The following is a 20241-nucleotide window of genomic DNA, read 5'->3' on the forward strand; positions in this document are numbered from 1 at the left end:
CTAACTAGGAGCTTAAAGATAAGGTACGAGGACGATTCTCCTATCAGGCAGATATTTAGTCTTAAAGATTTATTTTCTTTCGAAAGGTCAACTTTTACTACTCCCTTAATCATAGATATTCAACAGAAGGTTTAGAAAGTCGAAGGTATCAGATTCTAAGGGAGTAGGACGCGCAAGCTATTCTTTTTTAGATAATCAATTGAAGCATTTAAAAAGGCTTTTAAAAAATTAAGGATATAAAAGAAACTCACCTCATGTGGAAAAACAATCCGAAATTACGCATTTTTTTCTAGCTCAACCAATTAGCAATATTTCTGGAAGTCTACAAATCATATCCTTATGGGAATTAACTGATTTTTTTTCGATTAATTCTCGTCAGCGGCAATAATTTAATTATCAATGAAATGTGGTGGAATAATCCTTATAACTCACTGTTAAAATATGATTTTTTACGGCAGAAGAATTCATAGCTACATTGATAATCAAGCCGTTGGCCTGTTCGCTTGCCCTTGAAGAACAAGCAATCAATTTCGCACACATTTAACAAGTCACCATACCAAAATAATTAAATCAATATGGCAAAATCACGGGAATCCCTTCCTTAAGTCATTGCAAAAATGGATATCAGCTGAACGCGAATTCCCCAATTTACCCTCAATCTCAAATTTAGACGCTCTTTTATATTTTTACTATGCACTGGAAAGTCCCTACGTGCTACGTGTCCGTTATTTTGAAATATGGAAAGGAAGGAAATAACCTCTATTTGCGACAATGGCTATAGAGCGGAGAGGTTGATTTAGAATAATAGAATCAGTGCATTTCACTGATTACTTTGATCAATTACCTCCAGTGGGCTTTAGAAGCAAAGGTTGAGTGAAGTGAATTAAAAGCTGAATTTATCTGGAACTATAATAAATTATTAACATACCTTTTGCAATCCAGAATGTCCTCATGAGGTATTAATAACAACCTTTAAAATCTGCCTTAAGAAGTAAAAATCTCTGTTTTTAGCTAAAATCTGGGACAGTAATAGTAATATATCTACTTACGTCACATTTATATAAGCATTTCTTCTAGTCCAATGCTCCCCTTCCAAACTTTAGTCGAACAAGATTTTCAATTATTTTTAAGAAGTTATGCTTGCTAGATAGTTTTGTTTCTTTGGAATTATAACAAAAAAATTAAAGGCTTGGTACCAAAGAGACGTTCCTGACTTTAAGAAACCTTTTTTTGATTCAGATACTCTGTTAATTAACAACTTTAATCTCTTACTGAAGAGCCAGATATCTTATTTCTAACTAAATAAGAGATGTTTAGGGATTTAAAGGACCTCTACCTCTACGGGCGGCTATTATTTCCATGCTCTTCCCGAAGAAAAAGAAGAGCTGGTTAAGCTTGTCTTGATCAGTTCAGTTATCTACCTGAGGAAGATTCTATAAAAGAAAAAAAGGAAAGGATCGCCTTCTAAGGTCTAAGGATCGCCTTCTTTTTATTAGAAAATTTATTAACTGGTTTGATGACCCGATTATCCTGACTTCGGTTTTTAATAGTATCAAATTTATTTTAGAAAACAGAACTCCTCCTGAAAAAGAGATGGAAATAAAAATTAGTTCCTTATTAAAAAAACCCAAATAAACACATTAACTCATCAAAGACCTCATACTCAAAATTTTTATTTCTCGATCTATTCCACAAGACCGAGCAGAACCAGATAAACCTCAAGACAGCTCACAATACTCCTTCAGAATTCCAGGACAAAAACAAGTTGAAATGATAGGCTTATTGGTATTTTTCAGTATAACAGGTAGGAGGATTATCCGGCTTTATCAAATAATTTTGCTACTTCTATTTACCTTGCTATCATAGGTCTTTGTGGTAAGATTACCATTTGATTTTATTTACCATGATAGTCTATCTACTGTCTTTGTTTTCATAAAGTACAAAACTCAGAAGAAACCCTCTCTCTGCAAAAATGTGGGATAACCGGCTGAATTGATAAAAAAGCAGCTACCAATGAAAATTTATTGCCAGCAGGCTTTTTTTATAAGTTTCGACTACGTCCAAGATGGCGCGCGAGCAGTAAGTTATTTATAAAATTCAAAAGCCTGCATAATTATTACATTGTTTATTTGCTTAATAGTGGCGGAGGTAGTGATATTTTTTTCAACTCTCAGTCAAGTTCGTCGTCAAGGCAATAACCTGATAATCCACTCGCTCATCAGCAGCGATCGTTGCAACGGCGGAATTGCCGAGGTCTCTATGAAAGACGATTCTTTAATTTACGGAATTCAACCTCACGCCCTATGATTTTTTTAGAACTGGCGAAACATAATCTCCACCATCTAAACGCGTATACTGATTTAGCGGCCTGCGACGGCTGTTGTCAGGCTATCGCAACTTTTAAACAATAATTAAATCAACCAATTGGAAAAGAACAGCTAATTTCTGTTGATTTAAATGAAGCATTAACTCGCAATACCTCTCAGGCTTCTTTTAATAAACTTATTACAGAATATCAAAAACAAGTTCAAAAACATTTAACTCCTGCAGAATTTAATGAATTTGTAAAATCTTTTAACTTTAAATGTTCAAAGAAAAAGTAATTTAATTAAGAATTATAACATTTCTAACATTTTCTTGCTTAGAATCTAATTTTGATATTCTTTTTAGAAAAAAATTATCCTCCCAATCCCAATATTGAAAATTAAATTAAAGTTACCTACCTATATTCTAGAAAAATAATAATTACTGTTAAAAAATGAAAACTATTCTCAACAAAATTTTGTTATACCTATTTGGTTTTAGATTTATTATTAACGCATCTGCTCTAACTCTGCATTTCGATGGCTTTATAAATTGTTAAAAGCAGCTGGGCTACTCTTAAACTTCAAGATTTAAAAATTCATATTTCTCACTTGGAGACAATATTAAAAGCTATTTCAAAGGTCTTCTCATGATTGAAAAAAATTATTGGAATACCTTATGTTATCACCCTTACTTAATTAAGAAAATTAACTTTATGGGGCTATCTGATTATTATGGTTATTATGATATGCTTTACCAAACAACATCCTAATCCCCAAAAAAATTTCGACTCAAGAAAAGGTAATTTAGATCTCTTCGGTTAAGTATTCAATCTAAAAATAAAATTAATTGGATTGACTCTCTTCATGTTAAATTAAAGAATGATGAAGGTATAAAAACTTACTTATGAAAATTAAAAATTCATAACCTATCCTATCCTTACCCTCTACCCTCTGCCTTCTTTTATGAATATTTTGATGAATTACTTTTTAGAAGTGAACAGTAAGCCCTCTCTATTTGGAAGCTATAGGAAAAAATTTTTCATAAAAATAAATAGTTAGAGTAACAATCTTAATAATCAAAAAAATAAAAAAATAATAAGTATCTTTAAGATAATTTTAATTCCAACTGGTAATTATATAGTTCTTTAGTCACTAATTCACGAAGAAATAGAAGAAATAGAAGAAATAATAAATAAATACGATGGGTAGATTATTTATTAATCATTTTCATAAAGATAATCTGTTTATCGATATCCGTCATCCGTCATGATGATAATTTTAATACTAGTGAAAAATATAAGATTATTTGTGAGTCACCTTTATGAACATCTATCCCTCCAAGCCCAGGCATAAATTAATGCCACCGGTGACTACGTGAACCAAGAGCCGCTTGCAAATAATCGTGAGAGAAATGCCCAATCCCTTATGATCATTTTTTACGCCTATACGAAATAGAAAAATATAACATGAAAAAATGCTTAGGCTAATCCAAAGCGAAATATATGGAGAAGTTACCAACGGCTAGGAAAAACATCATTTAGTAAGCGATTATTGTTTTTTGCAGTCACTAAAAAAACAAAATCTTTATATTAATCATGCACGGCAATTTGAGAACTTTATGTTTCCGGGAAGAGAAGATGAACTTAAAGAATTACAACAGCTTATCAACCGCCATTTTCAAGCAGGGCTTTATTTTGAGACTCGCCTTTCTCCAGGACGACACGCTTTTTTGTTCAACGATGATAATTTAATGGAGGGAGGGATCTCCATCCTCTCACAAGATCCCTCGCTACGCTCGGGATGACAACAACGGAAAAGCTCAAAATATTTATCTGAAAGTCTAATATGGTATTAGTCTTTAGAAGACTAATACTTAACTTAACCATTAATAATGAAAATAACAGAATTTGACTGGCCTTTCTAGGCCTAACTTAATTAAACTTTGAACACAGATCCCGGCTTTCCCCATTTTTGTTCTTTATCTTTATTAGAATTCTCGTTATTTGCAGGGGTTTCAGTTTAATCTGTAAAAAAAACAATGCGATGCCGTGCCTGAATTGCTCGCACTTTTTGCTACATGTTCTCTATCGTTGTTGAAGGCAAATGATTAAGAAGACAACATGTTGCTTGAAATGGCATCATAACAAACCCTACCACTAGCGCTATACCCATCTCTATTGCTCTGTCATTTAACGAGGATTTAGTTCTCTTAGAATGTTTATGTTCTTCAAGCATGCTACATCCAGAATTTAGGGAGTAAAAAGTCATATAACCTCTCTAAAATACTTTACTACACGCATTATATCCCTCTCCTCCTTAAAAAAAATTTCATGAAAGTTTCAAAAACTGCTTTATAGTACTATTTTTCGTGTTGGTAAATTAACGGTATCTGAAACCAGATATTTTTTACTGAGAAAATGAGGTGTTAATATTGAGTATTTTTTCAAATAAATTCATTGACATGCTTAGGCGTGGGTTAGAACTAGCATTAAAAAAGTCCTCTTAACCGATGCAGCCAAATGCCAGGATCCCTTTGAGAGTGGTACTAGTTTGGCTTCTTTTAATGTTTTCCTCTGTTCCTCTTTAGAGAAATTATTTCTGAAAAAAAGTAAAAGAGATAAACTGATCGTTAAAATGCACTATGAGTAGGGTTACGCTTTGCAAGCAATTGCACAAGCACTCATTTACATTATACGACTGTCAGTAGAATTATCAATGCGACCGAATCGAACTGATAATCAAAGACCTGCCAATCAATTGATTAAATTGGCGGAGAGAGAGGGATTCGAACCCTCGATGGAGCTTTCGCCCCATACTCCCTTAGCAGGGGAGCGCCTTCAGCCAACTCGGCCATCTCTCCATTAATTGCCTTTTACCTGGAACTTCGTGGGTGCAAGGTCAATAATTTTCGGGTCCCCTCTCCAGCCTCTGCGAGGCAAGCATAATAACACTCCTCTCAACAGAAATAAAACGAGTTATTTTCTCAATCTTAAAATTTTAAAATTTGAATGAAGAATTCAACGGATAGAAAAACAAAAATCCTATGAAATAAAACAAGATGAAAGAGGGAACGGAAAAAATCCAAGATATAATCTCACCAGCTGCGGGGTAGAAATTACTCAGATTCAGAAGTCTTTTCAGTGCAAACTTCGCCTTCTGGCTTCGCTAGTTTTTCCTGTTGAATCCGCTCATAAATTTCTTCGCGGTGAACAGAAACCTCTTTCGGTGCTTCAATCCCAATGCGAACTTGGTTGCCTTTCACACCAAGAACAGTCACCTTGACGTCGTCTCCGATAATCACCGATTCACTAATACGTCTCGTTAGTATTAACATCTTCCTCTCCTTCTTTGGAGGAATCCTTACCTGCAAGCCTTTGGGGCGAAACCTCCCTATCTTTAATTTTAGTACAATCGAGAGCCTTAAGCTCCCCGGTCTTCGAAAGACTTTAAGATAATATCGGAATTCCCTAATAAATCAATAATTTTTTAACTTACAATCGAGGTTAAAGGCTGAATGAAGTGTCCGGGCGCCCACTTCCAGGTACTTCTCATCAATAACAGCGGAAATTTTAATCTCAGTAGCAGTTATCAAGTGGATATGAATCCCTTCCTGCCCTAGGGCACTAAACATTTGGGAAGCGATACCTGCATGGGAACGCATCCCAACACCTACTAAAGAGATCTTGGCAACCTCGCTATTACCAAGTACGGTCCAGGCGCCAAGCTCTTCTGCTACTATTTGCATGATAGGATAAGCTTTTACATAATCATCCCGCTGCAAGGTGAAGCTAAAATCGATCTTCATATCCACGGTGGGGACATTCTGAACGATCATGTCCACTTCAATATCTGCCTTCCCAATAGGCCCAAGAATGTAGCTAGCTAATCCAGGCCTTTCTGGAATCCCTTGGAGGGTCAGTTTCGCTTGACGTCTTTCAAAAGCAATGCCTGATACAAGCGGCTGTTCGATACAATCCCGTTCGTAAGTAATTAAAGTTCCCAGTCCTTTTCGTAGGCTGGACAATACGCGAATAGGGACCTGATATTTCCCCGCAAATTCGAGAGATCGATTTTGAAGTACTTTAGCACCTAGGCTGGACATTTCCATTACTTCGTCGAAAGTGATCTTCGAAATTCGCCTCGCAGCAGGAACGACCTTAGGATCACTGGTATAAACTCCGTCGACATCGGTAAAAATTTGACACTCGTCCGCTTGCAAAGCAGCAGCTAAAGCAACCGCGGTAAGATCAGACCCTCCTCGGCCTAAGGTGGTAATCTCACCAATTTCACTAATCCCTTGGAATCCAGCCACCACCGGCGTACGCCCTTCTTTTAAATCGGCCAATAAAATCTGAGGATCAATATCAATAATTCGAGCTTTTTGGTGTTCGTTAGTAGTCCGTAAACGGATTTGCGCAGCGGTATAAGAATGGGCGGGACAATTTCGGGTCTCTAATGCCATACTGAGCAGAGCAGCCGACATTTGTTCACCCGTTGATATTAATGCATCATACTCGCGCAAGTTGGTGTCAGAAATGGAACGAGCTAGTTTAATCAACCGGTTTGTTTCACCGTACATTGCAGAAACGACTACAACCACTGCATGCCCTTGTTGACGTGCTTCCGAAACAATATGAGCAGTGTTCTGTATTCTATTAATGTCTGCAACAGAACCGCCCCCAAATTTTTGAACGATTAATGCCACGTCGATGACTCCAATTTAATTTTAGCAGTTCCCAAGAAGATCCTTGTTAATGTTTTAATGTTCCAGCTGTTGCTGTTAATTTCTCTTTTACCCATTCGTATACCGAGTCCAGAGCTTCATTTAATCGCTCTGGAGAATCTCCTCCTCCTTGAGCCATGTCAGGACGACCCCCGCCTCTTCCTCCGACTTGTACAGCCACAGACATTAATAATTCTGTGGCATTAAAATAATCTAAGGAATTTTTTGTAACCCCCGAAATCAGCTGGACTCGGTCCTTTTCTACTATAGCAAGTACGATAGCCGCTTTTCTAAGTTTTTGCTTTAATTCATCAACCATAGCACGTAAGGTATCGTGATCTACGGCTTCTACTTTTGACGTTAAAACCTTTACCCCTTGAATATCGACTGCCTCATTTATCAAATACGAAAGCTGCTGTGAGGCCATCTGTCGTTTTAATTTTATTAACTCTTTTTCTCTATTACGATTTTCTTCTAAAACTTGATTCAGCTTTAAAATCAATTTGTCCCTATTTGTTTTTAATAAATTACTTAAATTTTCTAACTCCTCTTCTTCGGTTTCAATATAAGATAGCGCTACCTGGCCAGTAACCGCTTCAATACGACGAATACCCGCAGCACAGGCAGATTCAGAAACAATTTTGAATAAACCAATTTCTCCGGTCCGTTTGGTATGAGTACCACCACAAATTTCAGTAGAAAAATCGCCCATTTTTAAAACACGAACTCTTTCTCTATATCGTTCACCGAAAAGGGCTAACGCTCCAAATTCTTTTGCCTCCTCAGGTGTCATGACATTGACATTAGAAGTCAAATTAGCTTGAATTTGCTGATTTACTAATTTTTCTACAGCTTGTAATTCTTGCCGGATCATGGGACGCGGGTGGGAAAAATCAAATCTCAAATGCTTGGCTTCTACAAGAGAACCCTTCTGCATGACATGATTACCCAATACCCGCCGCAAAGCTTCATGCAACAAGTGGGTGGCTGAGTGATTTCGCATAATATCGAAACGTGAACTATCCACCTTTGCTTCCACTTTGTCTTTGACATGCAAAGTTCCTTTGACCATTTCACCTATATGCAAATAAACGACCCCCTGTTTTTGGGTGTCCTTAACACGGAATCTCCCGAATTCAAAAAATAAATAACCCCGGTCTCCCACTTGCCCGCCGGATTCAGCATAAAAAGGAGTTCGATCAAGTACGACCACTCCTTTTCTTCCTTCATTTAAGACAGTTACCGGCTTATTATCTTCCAAAAGCACAGTTACAGAAGCTTCTGCATTTAAAGTCTCATAACCAATAAATTCGGTTTCACCGCTAATGTGTACTTTTTGAGTGTGATCAAGAGTAAACTGTTGGGCTTGTTGAGATTGTTCTCGTTGGCGCTCCATTGCCTTATTAAACCCAGTATAATCCATCGTAAAATTACGTTCTCTAGCAATATCCGCCGTTAAGTCCGGAGGAAAACCGTAAGTGTCATATAATTGAAAAATCATCTCGCCAGGAATTTCTCGATGAGACAACTCGGCCATTTCTTGATCTAAAATCTTAAGACCTTTTGATAATGTTCGGGAAAATTGAATTTCTTCCTGATAAATAACTTGTTCAATAATGGGCTGAGTTCTATAAGGTTCGGGATAAGCATCCCCCATCACTTTTGTTAAGGGAGTTACTAACTGATAAAAAAAGGTCTCCTGTTGTCCAAGTTTATAACCATGGCGCACGGCACGACGAATAATGCGACGCAAAACATACCCCCTTCCTTCGTTAGAGGGAATAACACCATCCGCAATAAGAAAAGCAGCCGAACGAATATGGTCCACAATTACTCGCATGGAGGTATTGCGAAAATCATCATTACCAATCAACGATCCTAAGGTCTTTAAAAGATATTGGAATAATTCAATATCGTAATTGTCATGAACGCCCTGCATCACTGCCGCAATACGCTCAAGTCCCATTCCAGTATCAACAGAAGGTTTAGCTAAAAGATACAATTTACCAGTTAAGTCTCTGTTATATTGAATAAATACTAAATTCCAAATCTCCACATAACGATCCCCATCCGCGTCGGGACTTCCCGGTGGTCCTCCGGCTACGGTGGGCCCGTGATCGTAAAATATTTCTGTGCAAGGACCGCAAGGTCCGCTATCTCCCATCTGCCAAAAATTCTCTTTTTCGCCGCATCGAGAAAAACGCTGGGGATCAATTTTCATTTCTTTAAGCCAAATGGCTTCACTTTCAGGATCATTTCCAAAGACGGTAACCCACAAACGCTCTTTGGGTAACTCTAGAACTTCCGTTAAAAAGCGCCAAGCATAGTCAATCGCTTCCCGTTTAAAATAATCTCCAAAACTAAAATTCCCAAGCATTTCAAAAAAAGTATGATGGCGGGACGTATAGCCCACATTTTCCAAATCATTGTGCTTCCCTCCGGCTCGCATGCACTTCTGTATAGAAACAGCACGCTGATAAGGACACCTATCAATGCCTAAAAATACATCTTTGAATTGGACCATCCCGGAATTCGTAAATAAAAGAGTCGGGTCATTTTCATTAACTAATGAACTACTTGAAACAACTTCATGATCTAGTTTTTTAAAATATTCAATAAAAATTTGACGTAATTGATTGCTATTCATGTAATTTGACATTTTTGTATCCAATTTTGTATCCAACGATAGATGTGTTCTGAATCAAAACCTCGTTGCATTAAAAAGCGGACCAACCGAGCAGAATTCTTCTTAGTTATCTTGCTCCTGATATTTTTTTTGCAAAACTGAGACAGCGCTTCCCACCAAAACATTTCATCATGAGGAATATATTGGCGGACCAATGAATCTGTTATTCCTCGATGTTTAAGTTCTGCTACGATACGATGAGGACCAAACCCTGCAGCGATACGTTGACGCACATAAACTTCAGTATATCGCTCATCACTTTGAAGACCCTCAACAGCTAATGATATTATCAAAATTTCCACTTCTGAAAGTTTATAACCCTTATTTAGAAGTTTTTGCTTTAATTCTAGCTGGGAATGCTCGCGTCTTGCCAATAAAGCAATAGTGTGTTCACGAAGCTCCATCATTCTATCACGGCAGTTTCTTCAGCTGTTTTTTCTCCACTTTTTTGCTTCGACAATAATTTTTCTCGTAAACGAGTTTCAATTTCTTTTGCAACTTCCAGGTTTTCCATTAAAAATTGGCGAACATTTTCTTTCCCTTGCCCAATGCGTTCACCATTATAGCTGTACCAAGCACCTGCTTTTTCGATAAGTTCATTTTTAACACCAAGCTCGATTAATTCGCTTTCGCGCGAAATACCCAGCCCATATAAAATATCAAATTCCACTTGACGAAACGGCGGTGCTACTTTGTTTTTGACCACTTTGACTCGCGTTTCACTACCCATAATTTCTTCACCCTTTTTAATCGATCCAATGCGGCGAATATCCAATCGCACTGAAGAATAAAATTTTAGTGCGTTTCCACCTGTGGTGGTTTCAGGACTACCAAACATGACACCAATTTTAATTCGTATTTGATTAATAAATATTACCAATGTATTGGATTTCTTGATGTTAGCGGTAAGTTTACGCAATGCTTGTGACATTAACCGGGCCTGGAGTCCCATATGAGAATCACCCATATCTCCTTCAATTTCAGCCTTGGGCGTTAAAGCAGCCACTGAATCGACCACCACGACATCAACAGCAGCGGAGCGAACTAGCATATCGGTGATTTCTAAGGCTTGCTCTCCAGTATCAGGTTGCGATATCAATAGATCGTCAACATTAACACTCAATTTTTGAGCGTAGACTGCATCTAGAGCATGTTCAGCATCTACAAAAGCGGCTGTACCACCCATTCGTTGACAAGAGGCGATCGTTTGAAGTGTTAAAGTCGTTTTTCCGGAAGCCTCTGGACCATATATTTCTATTATACGTCCTCGAGGCAAGCCGCCTACGCCCAATGCAATATCCAAACCCAGTGAGCCTGTGGAAATTACATCGATATCTTTAATAATACCAGAATCACCCAGCCGCATAACTGAGCCCTTGCCAAATTGGCGCTCAATTTGGGACAAGGCAGCGCTTAACGCTTTATTACGATCATCCATTCTTGCTCCTTAATAATCGATTTAAAATAATTACACCACAAGTATAGAATTTTCTCACAAAAAATTGTGCAAGTATTATTCCATAAATAAATCGCTTAGGTATTACCGTATCTTTTAACCGGTAACAGATTTAAGCAAACATTTTAATCCATAAGCAATTGCCGAATCCCGAACGTGTTTTCGTCCGCTTTCAAAATGAGCTTTGTAACATTCTACTTCGCCCGTTTTTTTTGCAATTCCAAACCAAACGGTCCCTACAGGTTTATCGGGGATTCCTCCGCTAGGCCCCGCAACACCGGTAATACTCAAAGCGATATCAGCATGACTTCGTTTCAAAGCTCCTACAGCCATTTCCCGTGCTACTGTTTCACTAACCGCGCCTTCCCGTTTTATTAATTGTGGGTCTATTTCCAAAAGTTCTTCTTTTGCACTGTTACTGTAGGTAATAAATCCACGTTCAAACCAAGAAGAACTTCCTGGAACACGCGTAATCACTCGACAAAATCCACCCCCTGTGCAAGATTCTGTCACTGCCAATTTCATTCCCTTTTCTTTTAAAATTAATCCGAGTTGACGGCTTAAAGGATAACTATTAACATCCACTGTAGCTCCATGGTGAAGATAGACTGGAGAATTTAATAAATCATAACAATACCTCTTGAGTATCACCAGTGCTTTTACTAAGCTTTCAGGGACATGGACACTCGAATAAAAGCACAACCTTATCAAGAAGATTTCAGCCAACATACCCCAATGATGCAGCAATATTTGCGGATCAAAAAGGAATATCCAGATCTTTTAGTCTTTTACCGCATGGGTGATTTTTACGAATTATTTTATGAGGATGCTCAGAGAGCCGCTAAATTATTAAATATTACTTTAACCACTCGCGGTCAGTCCGGGGGCCAAGCTATTCCCATGGCCGGGGTTCCTTATCATTCCGTAGACAATTATTTAACTAAATTAATTCGTCTCGGCGAATCAGTAGTTATTTGCGAACAAATTGGCGATCCAACTACCACTAAAGGACCTGTGACTCGCGAAGTAACCCGAATTATTACTCCAGGTACCGCGAGTGACGAAATTTTACTAGAGGAACATCGAGATAATATTCTAATGGTGGTTCACCAAAGAAAAAACATTTTCGGCATTGCTACCCTGGATATCACCAGCGGTCGATTTTTAATTCAAGAGGTTGCTACCGAAACCGAACTTCTTGCAGAAATTGAACGTATTTCTCCTGCTGAATTATTAATTAATGAAGAAATGCAGATCGAATCACTTAAAGTAGAGGTCAAACGTCATCCTCCCTGGGAATTTGATCGTGACACCGCAACAACGCTCTTGTGTCAACAATTTCAAACTCAAGGATTGGATGGTTTTGGGGTCACGCATTTGCCCGTTGCCATTGGCGCCGCCGGTTGTTTATTGCAGTATGCAAAATATACCCAAAGAACGGCTTTACCCCATATTCACTCTATTCAAGCCGAACAAAATGAAGAATCCATTCTCATGGACGCAAGCACGCGTCGTAATCTTGAATTAATCAACAACTTGCAGAGCGAAGAAATTCATTCCCTTGCTTGGGTGTTAGACCGAACAGCAACCCCAATGGGCCGTCGATTATTGCGACGATGGATAAATCGTCCCCTACGTGATCAAGCTCTATTGCAAAAAAGACAAAGCGCGATCACACTTATTTTGAGAAAAAAATTTTATGCTGAGCTGTGGGAAAATATACGTCCTATTGGGGACCTAGAAAGAATCATCGCCCGAGTAGCTTTACGTTCAGTACGGCCTCGAGATTTAATGCAATTGCGGCAGGCGTTAAGTTTAATACCGACTTTACATCAGCAATTAATTTTCTTATCGGCAAGTGAATTATTAGAACAAATTAAAAATAGACTGGGTCGTTTCGATGATTTATTTCAATTATTGCAAGACGCAATAGTAGAAAATCCTCCAGTTGTCATTCGTGATGGGAGCGTCATTGCGCAAGGTTTTGATTCAACTTTAGATGAGCTTCGCAATCTAAACAGAAGTACTCATCAATTCTTATTAGACTTAGAACAACGCGAACGCGAGCGGACAAAAATAAACACGCTAAAAGTTGGTTATAATCGAATTCACGGATATTACATTGAAATTTCACGGGCACAAGCAAAAGAAGTACCTCCTGAATATATTCGCCGGCAAACATTAAAAAATGTGGAGCGATATATAATCGCCGAATTAAAAAATTTTGAAGATAAGGTTTTGAGTAGTCGCTCTCGAGCGTTAGCTCGAGAAAAAGAACTTTATGAGCAATTATTGGATGTGTTAATTGAAAAGTTAATCCCGTTACAACAATGCGCAATGGCCATTACCGAATTGGATGTATTAAATAATTTAGCAGAACGTGCGGATACTCTTAATTATTGCGCTCCACAATTTTGTGATGAGCCCGTCATTCATATTGAAGCAGGTCGCCATCCTGTGGTGGAAAATGTAATGCCCGATCCATTTATGCCAAACGATACCTGCCTTGATGACAAAAGGCGAATGTTAATAATTACCGGTCCAAATATGGGTGGCAAGTCTACTTATATGCGACAAACTGCTTTGATTGTGTTACTCGCTTATATCGGCAGCTTTGTACCTGCAAAAAGTTGTCGTGTGGGCCCAATCGATCGTATTTTTACACGCATTGGTGCTGCAGATGATCTCGCTAGTGGACGATCGACCTTCATGGTCGAAATGACGGAAACGGCGACTATTTTGCATAATGCTACTGAGCGAAGCTTAGTGTTGATGGACGAAGTGGGGCGAGGCACGAGTACATTCGATGGTCTTTCGCTCGCTTATGCATGTGCCTCTTATATAGCTACCCAATTAAAAGCTTTCACTTTATTCGCTACACATTATTTTGAATTAACCGGATTAGCTGAAATATTTCCCGCAGTCAGAAATGTCCATTTGGAGGCCGTGGAACATCAAGAAAAAATTGTTTTCTTACATGCTCTCAAGGAGGGTCCTGCCAGTAAAAGTTATGGGTTGCATGTTGCTCAATTGGCTGGAATTCCTCGAACTGTCATTCATCAGGCGCGTCAAAAACTAGAAGAACTTGAAAATTCAACTCGAGGAGAAAAGCACTTAATGCCACAACAAAACGAACTCTTTTTATCTGAAAATTCTCTGCTAATGGAAATAAATAAAATTAACCCCGATAATCTGACACCCAAACAAGCCTTGGACATTCTTTATTATTTAATTGAACTTCGACAAAAATCATGAAACATCCTTATCCCGATATTGCTATTATTATTCCTGCTTATAATGAAGAAACCAGTATTCGTTACTATTGTTGAACCTGTTTTTTCTTTTACTGATAAAGTTATTATAGTTGATGATGGGAGCACAGATCAAACGGTAATGCAATTGGAAGATTTTCCCATGGCACTTCTTAGAAATGCCACCAATCAAGGTAAAGGTGCCAGCTTAATGCGCAGTTTTCGTCATCTCCAGGAGTCATCTCCAGGAATTAAATGTCCGTGCCGCTATTTGCATGGACGCCGATACCCAACATGATCCTCATAACATTCCTAAATTTATTCAAGCAATGGAGGAATACCCCAACCATATTATCATCGGTGCGTAAACCTATGATGCGGAAAGCGCTCCTAAAGCGCGGCGACGTGCGAACCTGATTGCTGATTTCTTCATCTCCTGGGCTGCCGGACATTGTATTATCGATACCCAATCGGGTTATCATCTCATCTCTACCCTTGTGATTTTCTCTATCAATGCCTGCGTAGGCTACGTTCTCAACGGTTTGCTTTTGAAAGCGAAATATTGATTCAAGCCAGTCGTCGAGGCTATCTACTTACCCAAAAATTTTCGCCCGAGCCATTATAAGCCACTGATTGATACTGTAAAAATCACCTGGATGGTGACATGGAAAATTATTACCCGTGGATTTTGCTTGCCCGGCTTACGGCGTACACTGCTCAAACCTAACAAAATCGCGGATTTTGAAAAAGAGAATTAAATTTCACGCTAATCCCTCTTTGCGGATAGAGGATAAAATTGATCCATAGCCTCTTCTATGGGACCATTATTTAGTTTGGCTTCCTCGAGTAACCCAATGACAGAAAAACATCCGAAAGGCCTCTATCTTTTATTCTTTACCGAGTTATGGGAACGATTTGGCTTCTATACAGTATAACCACTATCATCATTCTTTATTTAGTGCAATCCTTGCATTTTACAGATCAAAACGCTGACTTATTTGTATGGTGCTTTCAGCGCCCTTTTATATTTGATGCCCCCTTAGGGGGCTTTATTGCAGACCGTTATATTGGTTTCCCAAAAACCATTTTATGGGGCGGCTGCTTATTTATACTCGGCTATCTGCTCACAGTACTCCCAAGCCAGCAGGGTTTTTTTATTGGATTGGCTTTACTGGTTGTGGCTAATGATCTTTTTAAACCCAATGTATCTAGTATTGTGGGAACCCTTTATAGAACGGACGATCCTCGTCGAGATGGGGGTTTTACTCTCTTTTACATGGGAATTAATGTGGGTTCACTTATTCCTCCCATTTTCATCGGTACAGTAGTTCATTACTACGGGCTGGCATGCCGGTTTTCTATTCGCTGCATTGGGCATGGTTATTGGTATGATTACCTTCCTCATTGGGCGTAAACGTTTAGGTAATCGCGATCTTCCTACACAAAGCCCTCTTAACAGCTTCTCAGCTAAAATCAAATTTAACACCGTATTATGTTTAAGGATTATAGCGAGTGTTGCTCTTATTAAACTTTGTTTTGATTTCCCGGCTTCAACTAACACGATTGTAGTTATTGGTACTTTTTTAATATTCCTTGCCGTAGTTTATTTCCTTCTCAAAGAGAAACGTGCACAACGAAATAAAATGACGGCAAACCTTATCTTAATTGCCATTTCTATTAGCTTTTGGGCTCTCTACAATCAAACCTTTTCTTCTTTAATGTTATTACGCTGATCGTAATATGGATACCCGCTTGCTTGGCTTTAAAATTGATGCAGAATCTACTCAATTTTTTAATCCATTTTTCATAATTGCTTTGAGTCCACTCTTAAGTCGCTTATGTATGGATCAGTCTTAACAAGAAAAAAATTAACCCTTCGATACCTACTAAGTTTGCATTAGGAGTTTTATTCGTTGCTTTAGGGTTTTTATTGCTAGCTTTTGGTACGCGATTTTTTGGTATTAATGGGCTCACTTCCCCCTGGTGGCTTATTTCAAGTTATTTTTTACAAACTATCGGGGAATTGTTTTTATCGCCTGTGGGGCTTGCTATGATCACTGTTCTATCACCCCCACGCTTAGTAGGGTTGATGATGGGAGTATGGTTCCTCTCTCAATCAGCCGCTTTCGCCATTGCAGGATGTTTGGCCACTTTAGCTTCGGTGCCTGCTCAACTTTCCCCGATCCGCTCGTTATCGATATACTCCCACGCCTTTTTGGTATATGGCATAATTACTTCTATACTTACTATGGTTGGCTTTGTGTTGATTGCACTATTAAAACGATTGATTCGAACATCTGAAGAATCAATTACTCAGGGAAGTGTCGACACTGAAATTAATGCAAAAGCCATTTAGAGGAAACAGGCCATTTAGAGGAGACAGTAACAACATAAATGACGGCAAACCGACCACCCGCTAAAAATAAGATCCGCGAATTATCGAACCTCATTCTAAACGCAGTCAAATGGAGCTACACTGTCAAAAAAAGATTTCTTTAAACAACAAATTTAAAAAATTACCCGCAGTTGATTTGGATTATTATTAAAAAAATAAACTCGGTTTTGATCCCGATCAAAAATTACAAGAATTTTATGACATAGAACTTCGCATTAAACATGAATCAGGCAAATATAATGCTGTCAACACCTTGATCCAACCCCGTTACCGAGAATATCGTGATGTCATTCAGCTTTTGAAAACTCGCGGAACAAAGCAATTTACGAAAATTTCTCAAGATCTTTAAGAGTTCGGAAGATTCTTTTTATGCTAATGCACCGACTTTAAAAGATCTCTCAGTAGTAGTAGTATAGGTAAAACCTTAGAAAACGTTGGCGATAGAACTCTTACCGAAAAAGATGAAAATAAATATTCTGCTAAAGAAGCCGTAAAGATTTTTAAGCCGACGGCTAAAAAAATATTTGGGCAAAGATTAGCAATTCATGTTAATAGTCAATGATGATATTATCGCTGATGTTGTTGCTGGCACTGATACAACTAAATTACGTAAGGATCTAAAATTTAGCGAACGCGTTCTGCAACTTTACGAGGTTTACGAAGGGTGGGTACATTTTGGTACAACTGTGAATGGACTCGAGCAAACGGTTTGTACCTTTTAACTAAAGGACCTCCATCAGTCTCTGCCCTCCTTTAAGAAAAGAAGGTTTGGGAATTTTAGAGATATTTAGATATTTAATAATTGAGATATTTACTTTTTCCTCTTATCCTGAACGGGTCTGGAGAATAATCAATCATATTGTCGCTATCAATATGGGTGGGAAGGCCATAACGAAGAGGAAAGATAATAACACGGTTCATGTTTTCGAGGAAGCACACCTGATCAAGGTCCTTTCACTAATCACTAAAGACTTATCTTATTCCAAAGGATTTGTTTTAATTTTCAATTATATTCGTCTTTCCATTCAGAACGTCGATCCTCCCACCCACGACTTCCGCTTTTATTTTTCGAAAAACAAATTTACAAGGCATTCATTTATTGAGCAAGATAGCAGAAGAAGGATTATTAACCTTTCCTAAATACATTCGCTATCAATTTAATGATTTATCAACATTAAGTGCATGGTCAGGTTATTCGCTGTTTTTTAAATAAATTAAATACTGAAAAATTAGCTAGAGATTTTAAGGATATTTTGTAAGGCTGCAATTTCCGAAGGTTCTAACTCCTTCCATTCGCCCCGGCGTAAAGATTTAGGTAATACAAGCGAACCTAAACGAACGCGGATAAGGCGACTGACTTTAACTCCTTGGGATTCCCACAATCGGCGTACCAATCGGTTGCGTCCCTCTACCACAACCACATGGAACCAATGGTTCTTTCCATTCCCGCCCACATCCACGATATCTTCAAAGCGCGCTTTTCCATCTTCTAATTTCACTCCATGGGCCAAGCGTTTTGTCGTGTCAGCATCAACCTCACCCATAATCCGTACGGCATATTCGCGCTCAATCTTGGATGAAGGATGCATCAAACGGTTTTCAAAGTCACCATCGTTGGTAAAAAGCAATAATCCCGAAGTATTTATATCTAGGCGCCCGACATTAATCCAGCGTCCGCTGAACAGTCGCGGTAATACCTCAAACACTGTGGGTCGACCCTCGGGATCCTTGCGGGTACATACTTCCCCCAACGGCTTGTGATAAAGTAAAACTCGCACTTCCTCAGCAGGACTTATTTGATATAGTTTGCCATCAATATAAACAACATCATCTGGGGAGAGTCGATTGCCCAATTTTGCAGTGTGATTATTAATTTGAATGCGTCCTGCTTCAATAAGTTTTTCGATTTCACGTCGTGAACGGTAACCCGCTCGCGCTAGAACTTTTTGAATACGTTCCGTCATAAAAATTAACCCACGCCTTCTTGGGAGAGGCGAAGGTCTTCGTTATTTTCTTCTTTATCCTCTTCTTCTTTAGGAGAAAGTATAACTGACAATGCTAATTGTTCTGCTAATTGAGCACCCTTTTCTTCTAAATCCACCACCTCCTCTAAAGGAGGTAGATCAGTTATCTTTTTTAAATTAAAATAATCTAAAAAAGCTTTTGTGGTTACATAGAGAGCTGGTTTCCCTGGGACGTCCCGATAACCTTCTACTTTAATCCACTCACGATCCAATAATTTTTTCATAATGTCCGAACTCACTGTTACGCCACGGATCTCTTCAATTTCTCCTCGCGAAATAGGTTGGCGGTAAGCAACTAAAGCGAGAGTTTCTAATAAAGCTCGTGAATATCGAGGTGGTTTTTTTTCCCATAACCGCTGCAACCAAGGAGCAAAATTTGATTTTACCTGGAATCGATAACCACTGGCCACTTCACACAACTCCACGCCACGCTTTTCGTAATCTTCGCTGAGTTCGGATAATAAATTTTTAATTTCGGCAGGTGAAGGTCTATCCTGTTCCTTAAATAATTGTTGCAGTCGCTCCAAAGTTAATGGCTCTGGCGAAGAAAACAACGCCGCTTCTAAAATGTATTTACGATTCACTTCATTCATTTCACCTATCCCCTAGCGCGAATATGAATAAGGCCGAATGGTTCAGCTTGGACCAATTCAATTACAGATTGACGGATTAATTCTAAGATAGCAATTAAAGTAACGACAACGCCGATCCGGCCTTCTTCAAAACTAAATAATTCCGTGAAACTTATAAAACTTTCCTTACGAATTGCCAACAAAACGAGCGACATCCTTTCGCGAATAGATAAAGGTTCACGGGTAATAGAATGCGATTGATATAAAGAAGCTCTCTGTAATACGCCATTTAAAGCTCGAAGAAGCTCTGGCAATTCTACCACCGGATATACTTCAGTAACATTCATCGGAGGAGCTGCAGCGTCGGCAATAAACGTGTCCCGCTCTATTCGAGGTAAAGCATCCAAATCATAAGCTGCCTTTTTATAACGCTCATACTCTTGCAAACAACAAACCAGCTCTGCTCGAGGATCGCTTTCCTCTTCCTCCATCGTCGAACGGGGCAGTAAAAGCCGTGATTTGATTTCAGCAAGCATGGCTGCCATTACTAAATACTCGGCTGCCAGTTCAATTTTCATTTCACGCATAAGATCTACAAATTGCATATATTGTCGAGTAATTTCTGCAATAGGTATATCTAAAATATCGATATTGTGTTTCTTTATCAAATAAAGAAGCAAGTCAAGAGGGCCCTCAAAAGCCTCGAGAAATACATGAAGCGCATCGGGGGAAATATATAAGTCTTCTGGCAACTTCACTAACCGCTGGCCAGACACCTTTATTTCATAGTCGGCCACTGAATTGACAACTTCTTGATTTTCCATAGTA

At 38.6% G+C, this 20241-nt stretch carries 18 protein-coding genes and 1 tRNA gene; 9 read left to right on the plus strand and 10 right to left on the minus strand.

Annotation, left to right across the window (positions count from 1 at the left end):
* The first annotated feature begins 3864 nt into the window (after positions 1–3864).
* Complete coding sequence (locus CleRt_RS05140; protein WP_048875326.1) at positions 3865–4110, plus strand: hypothetical protein; 246 nt, start codon at positions 3865–3867, stop codon at positions 4108–4110.
* Positions 4111–5073: 963 nt separating this feature from the next.
* On the opposite strand, the gene CleRt_RS05145 is transcribed toward CleRt_RS05140, so the two are convergent.
* The 7 genes from CleRt_RS05145 to CleRt_RS05175 form a co-directional block, all read right to left on the minus strand.
* Positions 5074–5166, minus strand: a tRNA-Ser gene (locus CleRt_RS05145).
* A 255-nt stretch (positions 5167–5421) separates the two neighbouring features.
* Positions 5422–5640, minus strand: a complete 219-nt coding sequence (gene csrA, locus CleRt_RS05150) for a carbon storage regulator CsrA (RefSeq protein WP_048875327.1) — start codon at positions 5638–5640, stop codon at positions 5422–5424.
* Between the two features lie 141 nt (positions 5641–5781).
* On the minus strand, positions 5782–7011 hold the full coding sequence (locus CleRt_RS05155) for an aspartate kinase (protein WP_048875328.1): 1230 nt from the start codon (positions 7009–7011) through the stop codon (positions 5782–5784).
* Positions 7012–7057: 46 nt separating this feature from the next.
* Positions 7058–9676 (minus strand): alanine--tRNA ligase, encoded by a 2619-nt coding sequence (alaS, locus tag CleRt_RS05160; protein ID WP_048875329.1) that lies wholly within the window; start codon positions 9674–9676, stop codon positions 7058–7060.
* Positions 9673–10122, minus strand: coding sequence for a regulatory protein RecX (locus tag CleRt_RS05165; RefSeq protein ID WP_048875330.1), 450 nt, complete (start codon positions 10120–10122; stop codon positions 9673–9675). The genes alaS and CleRt_RS05165 overlap by 4 nt, the downstream gene beginning before the upstream one ends.
* Positions 10119–11153: a recombinase RecA gene (recA, locus tag CleRt_RS05170; protein WP_048875331.1), complete on the minus strand. Its 1035-nt coding sequence runs from the start codon at positions 11151–11153 to the stop codon at positions 10119–10121. Before recA ends, CleRt_RS05165 begins: the two co-directional genes overlap by 4 nt.
* Positions 11154–11267: 114 nt before the next feature.
* Positions 11268–11822 carry a CinA family protein gene (locus CleRt_RS05175; protein ID WP_235378881.1) on the minus strand — a complete coding sequence of 185 codons (555 nt, stop codon included), beginning with the start codon at positions 11820–11822 and terminating at the stop codon, positions 11268–11270.
* Positions 11823–11849: 27 nt separating this feature from the next.
* On the opposite strand from CleRt_RS05175, the gene mutS reads away from it, so the two are divergent.
* The 8 genes from mutS to CleRt_RS12065 all read left to right on the plus strand — a co-directional run bounded on the left by mutS (position 11850) and on the right by CleRt_RS12065 (position 17539).
* Positions 11850–14426, plus strand: coding sequence for a DNA mismatch repair protein MutS (mutS, locus tag CleRt_RS05180; RefSeq protein WP_048875333.1), 2577 nt, complete (start codon positions 11850–11852; stop codon positions 14424–14426).
* Positions 14427–14468: 42 nt separating this feature from the next.
* The gene (locus CleRt_RS13375) at positions 14469–14720 is read left to right on the plus strand and encodes a glycosyltransferase (RefSeq protein ID WP_306686608.1); all 252 of its coding nucleotides are present in this window, start codon (positions 14469–14471) and stop codon (positions 14718–14720) included.
* Positions 14698–14790, plus strand: a complete 93-nt coding sequence (locus tag CleRt_RS13380) for a hypothetical protein (RefSeq protein ID WP_306686609.1) — start codon at positions 14698–14700, stop codon at positions 14788–14790. The genes CleRt_RS13375 and CleRt_RS13380 overlap by 23 nt, the downstream gene beginning before the upstream one ends.
* 536 nt (positions 14791–15326) lie before the next feature.
* Complete coding sequence (locus tag CleRt_RS13385; protein ID WP_048875334.1) at positions 15327–15836, plus strand: POT-type proton-dependent oligopeptide transporter; 510 nt, start codon at positions 15327–15329, stop codon at positions 15834–15836.
* Entirely contained in the window at positions 15799–16155 is a 357-nt protein-coding gene (locus tag CleRt_RS13390) for a POT-type proton-dependent oligopeptide transporter (RefSeq protein ID WP_048875335.1), read from the plus strand. Before CleRt_RS13385 ends, CleRt_RS13390 begins: the two co-directional genes overlap by 38 nt.
* Before the next feature lie 113 nt (positions 16156–16268).
* A complete protein-coding gene (locus CleRt_RS13395; RefSeq protein ID WP_082160441.1) occupies positions 16269–16778 on the plus strand; it encodes a POT-type proton-dependent oligopeptide transporter in 510 nt (169 codons plus the stop codon).
* Positions 16779–17031: 253 nt separating this feature from the next.
* On the plus strand, positions 17032–17166 hold the full coding sequence (locus CleRt_RS12060) for a DUF1704 domain-containing protein (protein ID WP_235379216.1): 135 nt from the start codon (positions 17032–17034) through the stop codon (positions 17164–17166).
* A 196-nt stretch (positions 17167–17362) separates the two neighbouring features.
* Positions 17363–17539 (plus strand): tyrosine/phenylalanine carboxypeptidase domain-containing protein, encoded by a 177-nt coding sequence (locus CleRt_RS12065; protein ID WP_235378883.1) that lies wholly within the window; start codon positions 17363–17365, stop codon positions 17537–17539.
* A 507-nt stretch (positions 17540–18046) separates the two neighbouring features.
* Here the strand turns inward: CleRt_RS12065 and rluB are convergent.
* The 3 genes from rluB to CleRt_RS05220 are packed head-to-tail and all read right to left on the minus strand — an operon-like array spanning position 18047 to position 20237.
* Positions 18047–18781 (minus strand): 23S rRNA pseudouridine(2605) synthase RluB, encoded by a 735-nt coding sequence (rluB, locus tag CleRt_RS05210; RefSeq protein ID WP_048875337.1) that lies wholly within the window; start codon positions 18779–18781, stop codon positions 18047–18049.
* Between the two features lie 5 nt (positions 18782–18786).
* Complete coding sequence (gene scpB, locus CleRt_RS05215; protein ID WP_048875338.1) at positions 18787–19434, minus strand: SMC-Scp complex subunit ScpB; 648 nt, start codon at positions 19432–19434, stop codon at positions 18787–18789.
* Between the two features lie 5 nt (positions 19435–19439).
* Complete coding sequence (locus CleRt_RS05220; protein ID WP_048875339.1) at positions 19440–20237, minus strand: segregation and condensation protein A; 798 nt, start codon at positions 20235–20237, stop codon at positions 19440–19442.
* Positions 20238–20241 lie beyond the last annotated feature (4 nt).

Origin of the sequence: Candidatus Coxiella mudrowiae (assembly GCA_001077715.1) — a bacterium.
GTDB classification, from domain to species: domain Bacteria; phylum Pseudomonadota; class Gammaproteobacteria; order Coxiellales; family Coxiellaceae; genus Coxiella; species Coxiella mudrowiae.

Excerpts from the sequence above, each read along its gene's own strand:
- csrA (WP_048875327.1), bottom strand. The coding sequence starts at position 5,640 with ATGTTAATACTAACGAGACGTATTAGTGAATCGGTGATTATCGGAGAC.
- alaS (WP_048875329.1), bottom strand. The coding sequence starts at position 9,676 with ATGAATAGCAATCAATTACGTCAAATTTTTATTGAATATTTTAAAAAA.
- CleRt_RS05165 (WP_048875330.1), bottom strand. The coding sequence starts at position 10,122 with ATGATGGAGCTTCGTGAACACACTATTGCTTTATTGGCAAGACGCGAG.
- recA (WP_048875331.1), bottom strand. The coding sequence starts at position 11,153 with ATGGATGATCGTAATAAAGCGTTAAGCGCTGCCTTGTCCCAAATTGAG.
- mutS (WP_048875333.1), top strand. The coding sequence starts at position 11,850 with ATGGACACTCGAATAAAAGCACAACCTTATCAAGAAGATTTCAGCCAA.
- CleRt_RS13375 (WP_306686608.1), top strand. The coding sequence starts at position 14,469 with ATGAAGAAACCAGTATTCGTTACTATTGTTGAACCTGTTTTTTCTTTT.
- CleRt_RS13380 (WP_306686609.1), top strand. The coding sequence starts at position 14,698 with ATGGACGCCGATACCCAACATGATCCTCATAACATTCCTAAATTTATT.
- CleRt_RS13385 (WP_048875334.1), top strand. The coding sequence starts at position 15,327 with ATGGGAACGATTTGGCTTCTATACAGTATAACCACTATCATCATTCTT.
- CleRt_RS13390 (WP_048875335.1), top strand. The coding sequence starts at position 15,799 with ATGGTTATTGGTATGATTACCTTCCTCATTGGGCGTAAACGTTTAGGT.
- CleRt_RS12065 (WP_235378883.1), top strand. The coding sequence starts at position 17,363 with ATGTTAATAGTCAATGATGATATTATCGCTGATGTTGTTGCTGGCACT.
- rluB (WP_048875337.1), bottom strand. The coding sequence starts at position 18,781 with ATGACGGAACGTATTCAAAAAGTTCTAGCGCGAGCGGGTTACCGTTCA.
- scpB (WP_048875338.1), bottom strand. The coding sequence starts at position 19,434 with ATGAATGAAGTGAATCGTAAATACATTTTAGAAGCGGCGTTGTTTTCT.
- CleRt_RS05220 (WP_048875339.1), bottom strand. The coding sequence starts at position 20,237 with ATGGAAAATCAAGAAGTTGTCAATTCAGTGGCCGACTATGAAATAAAG.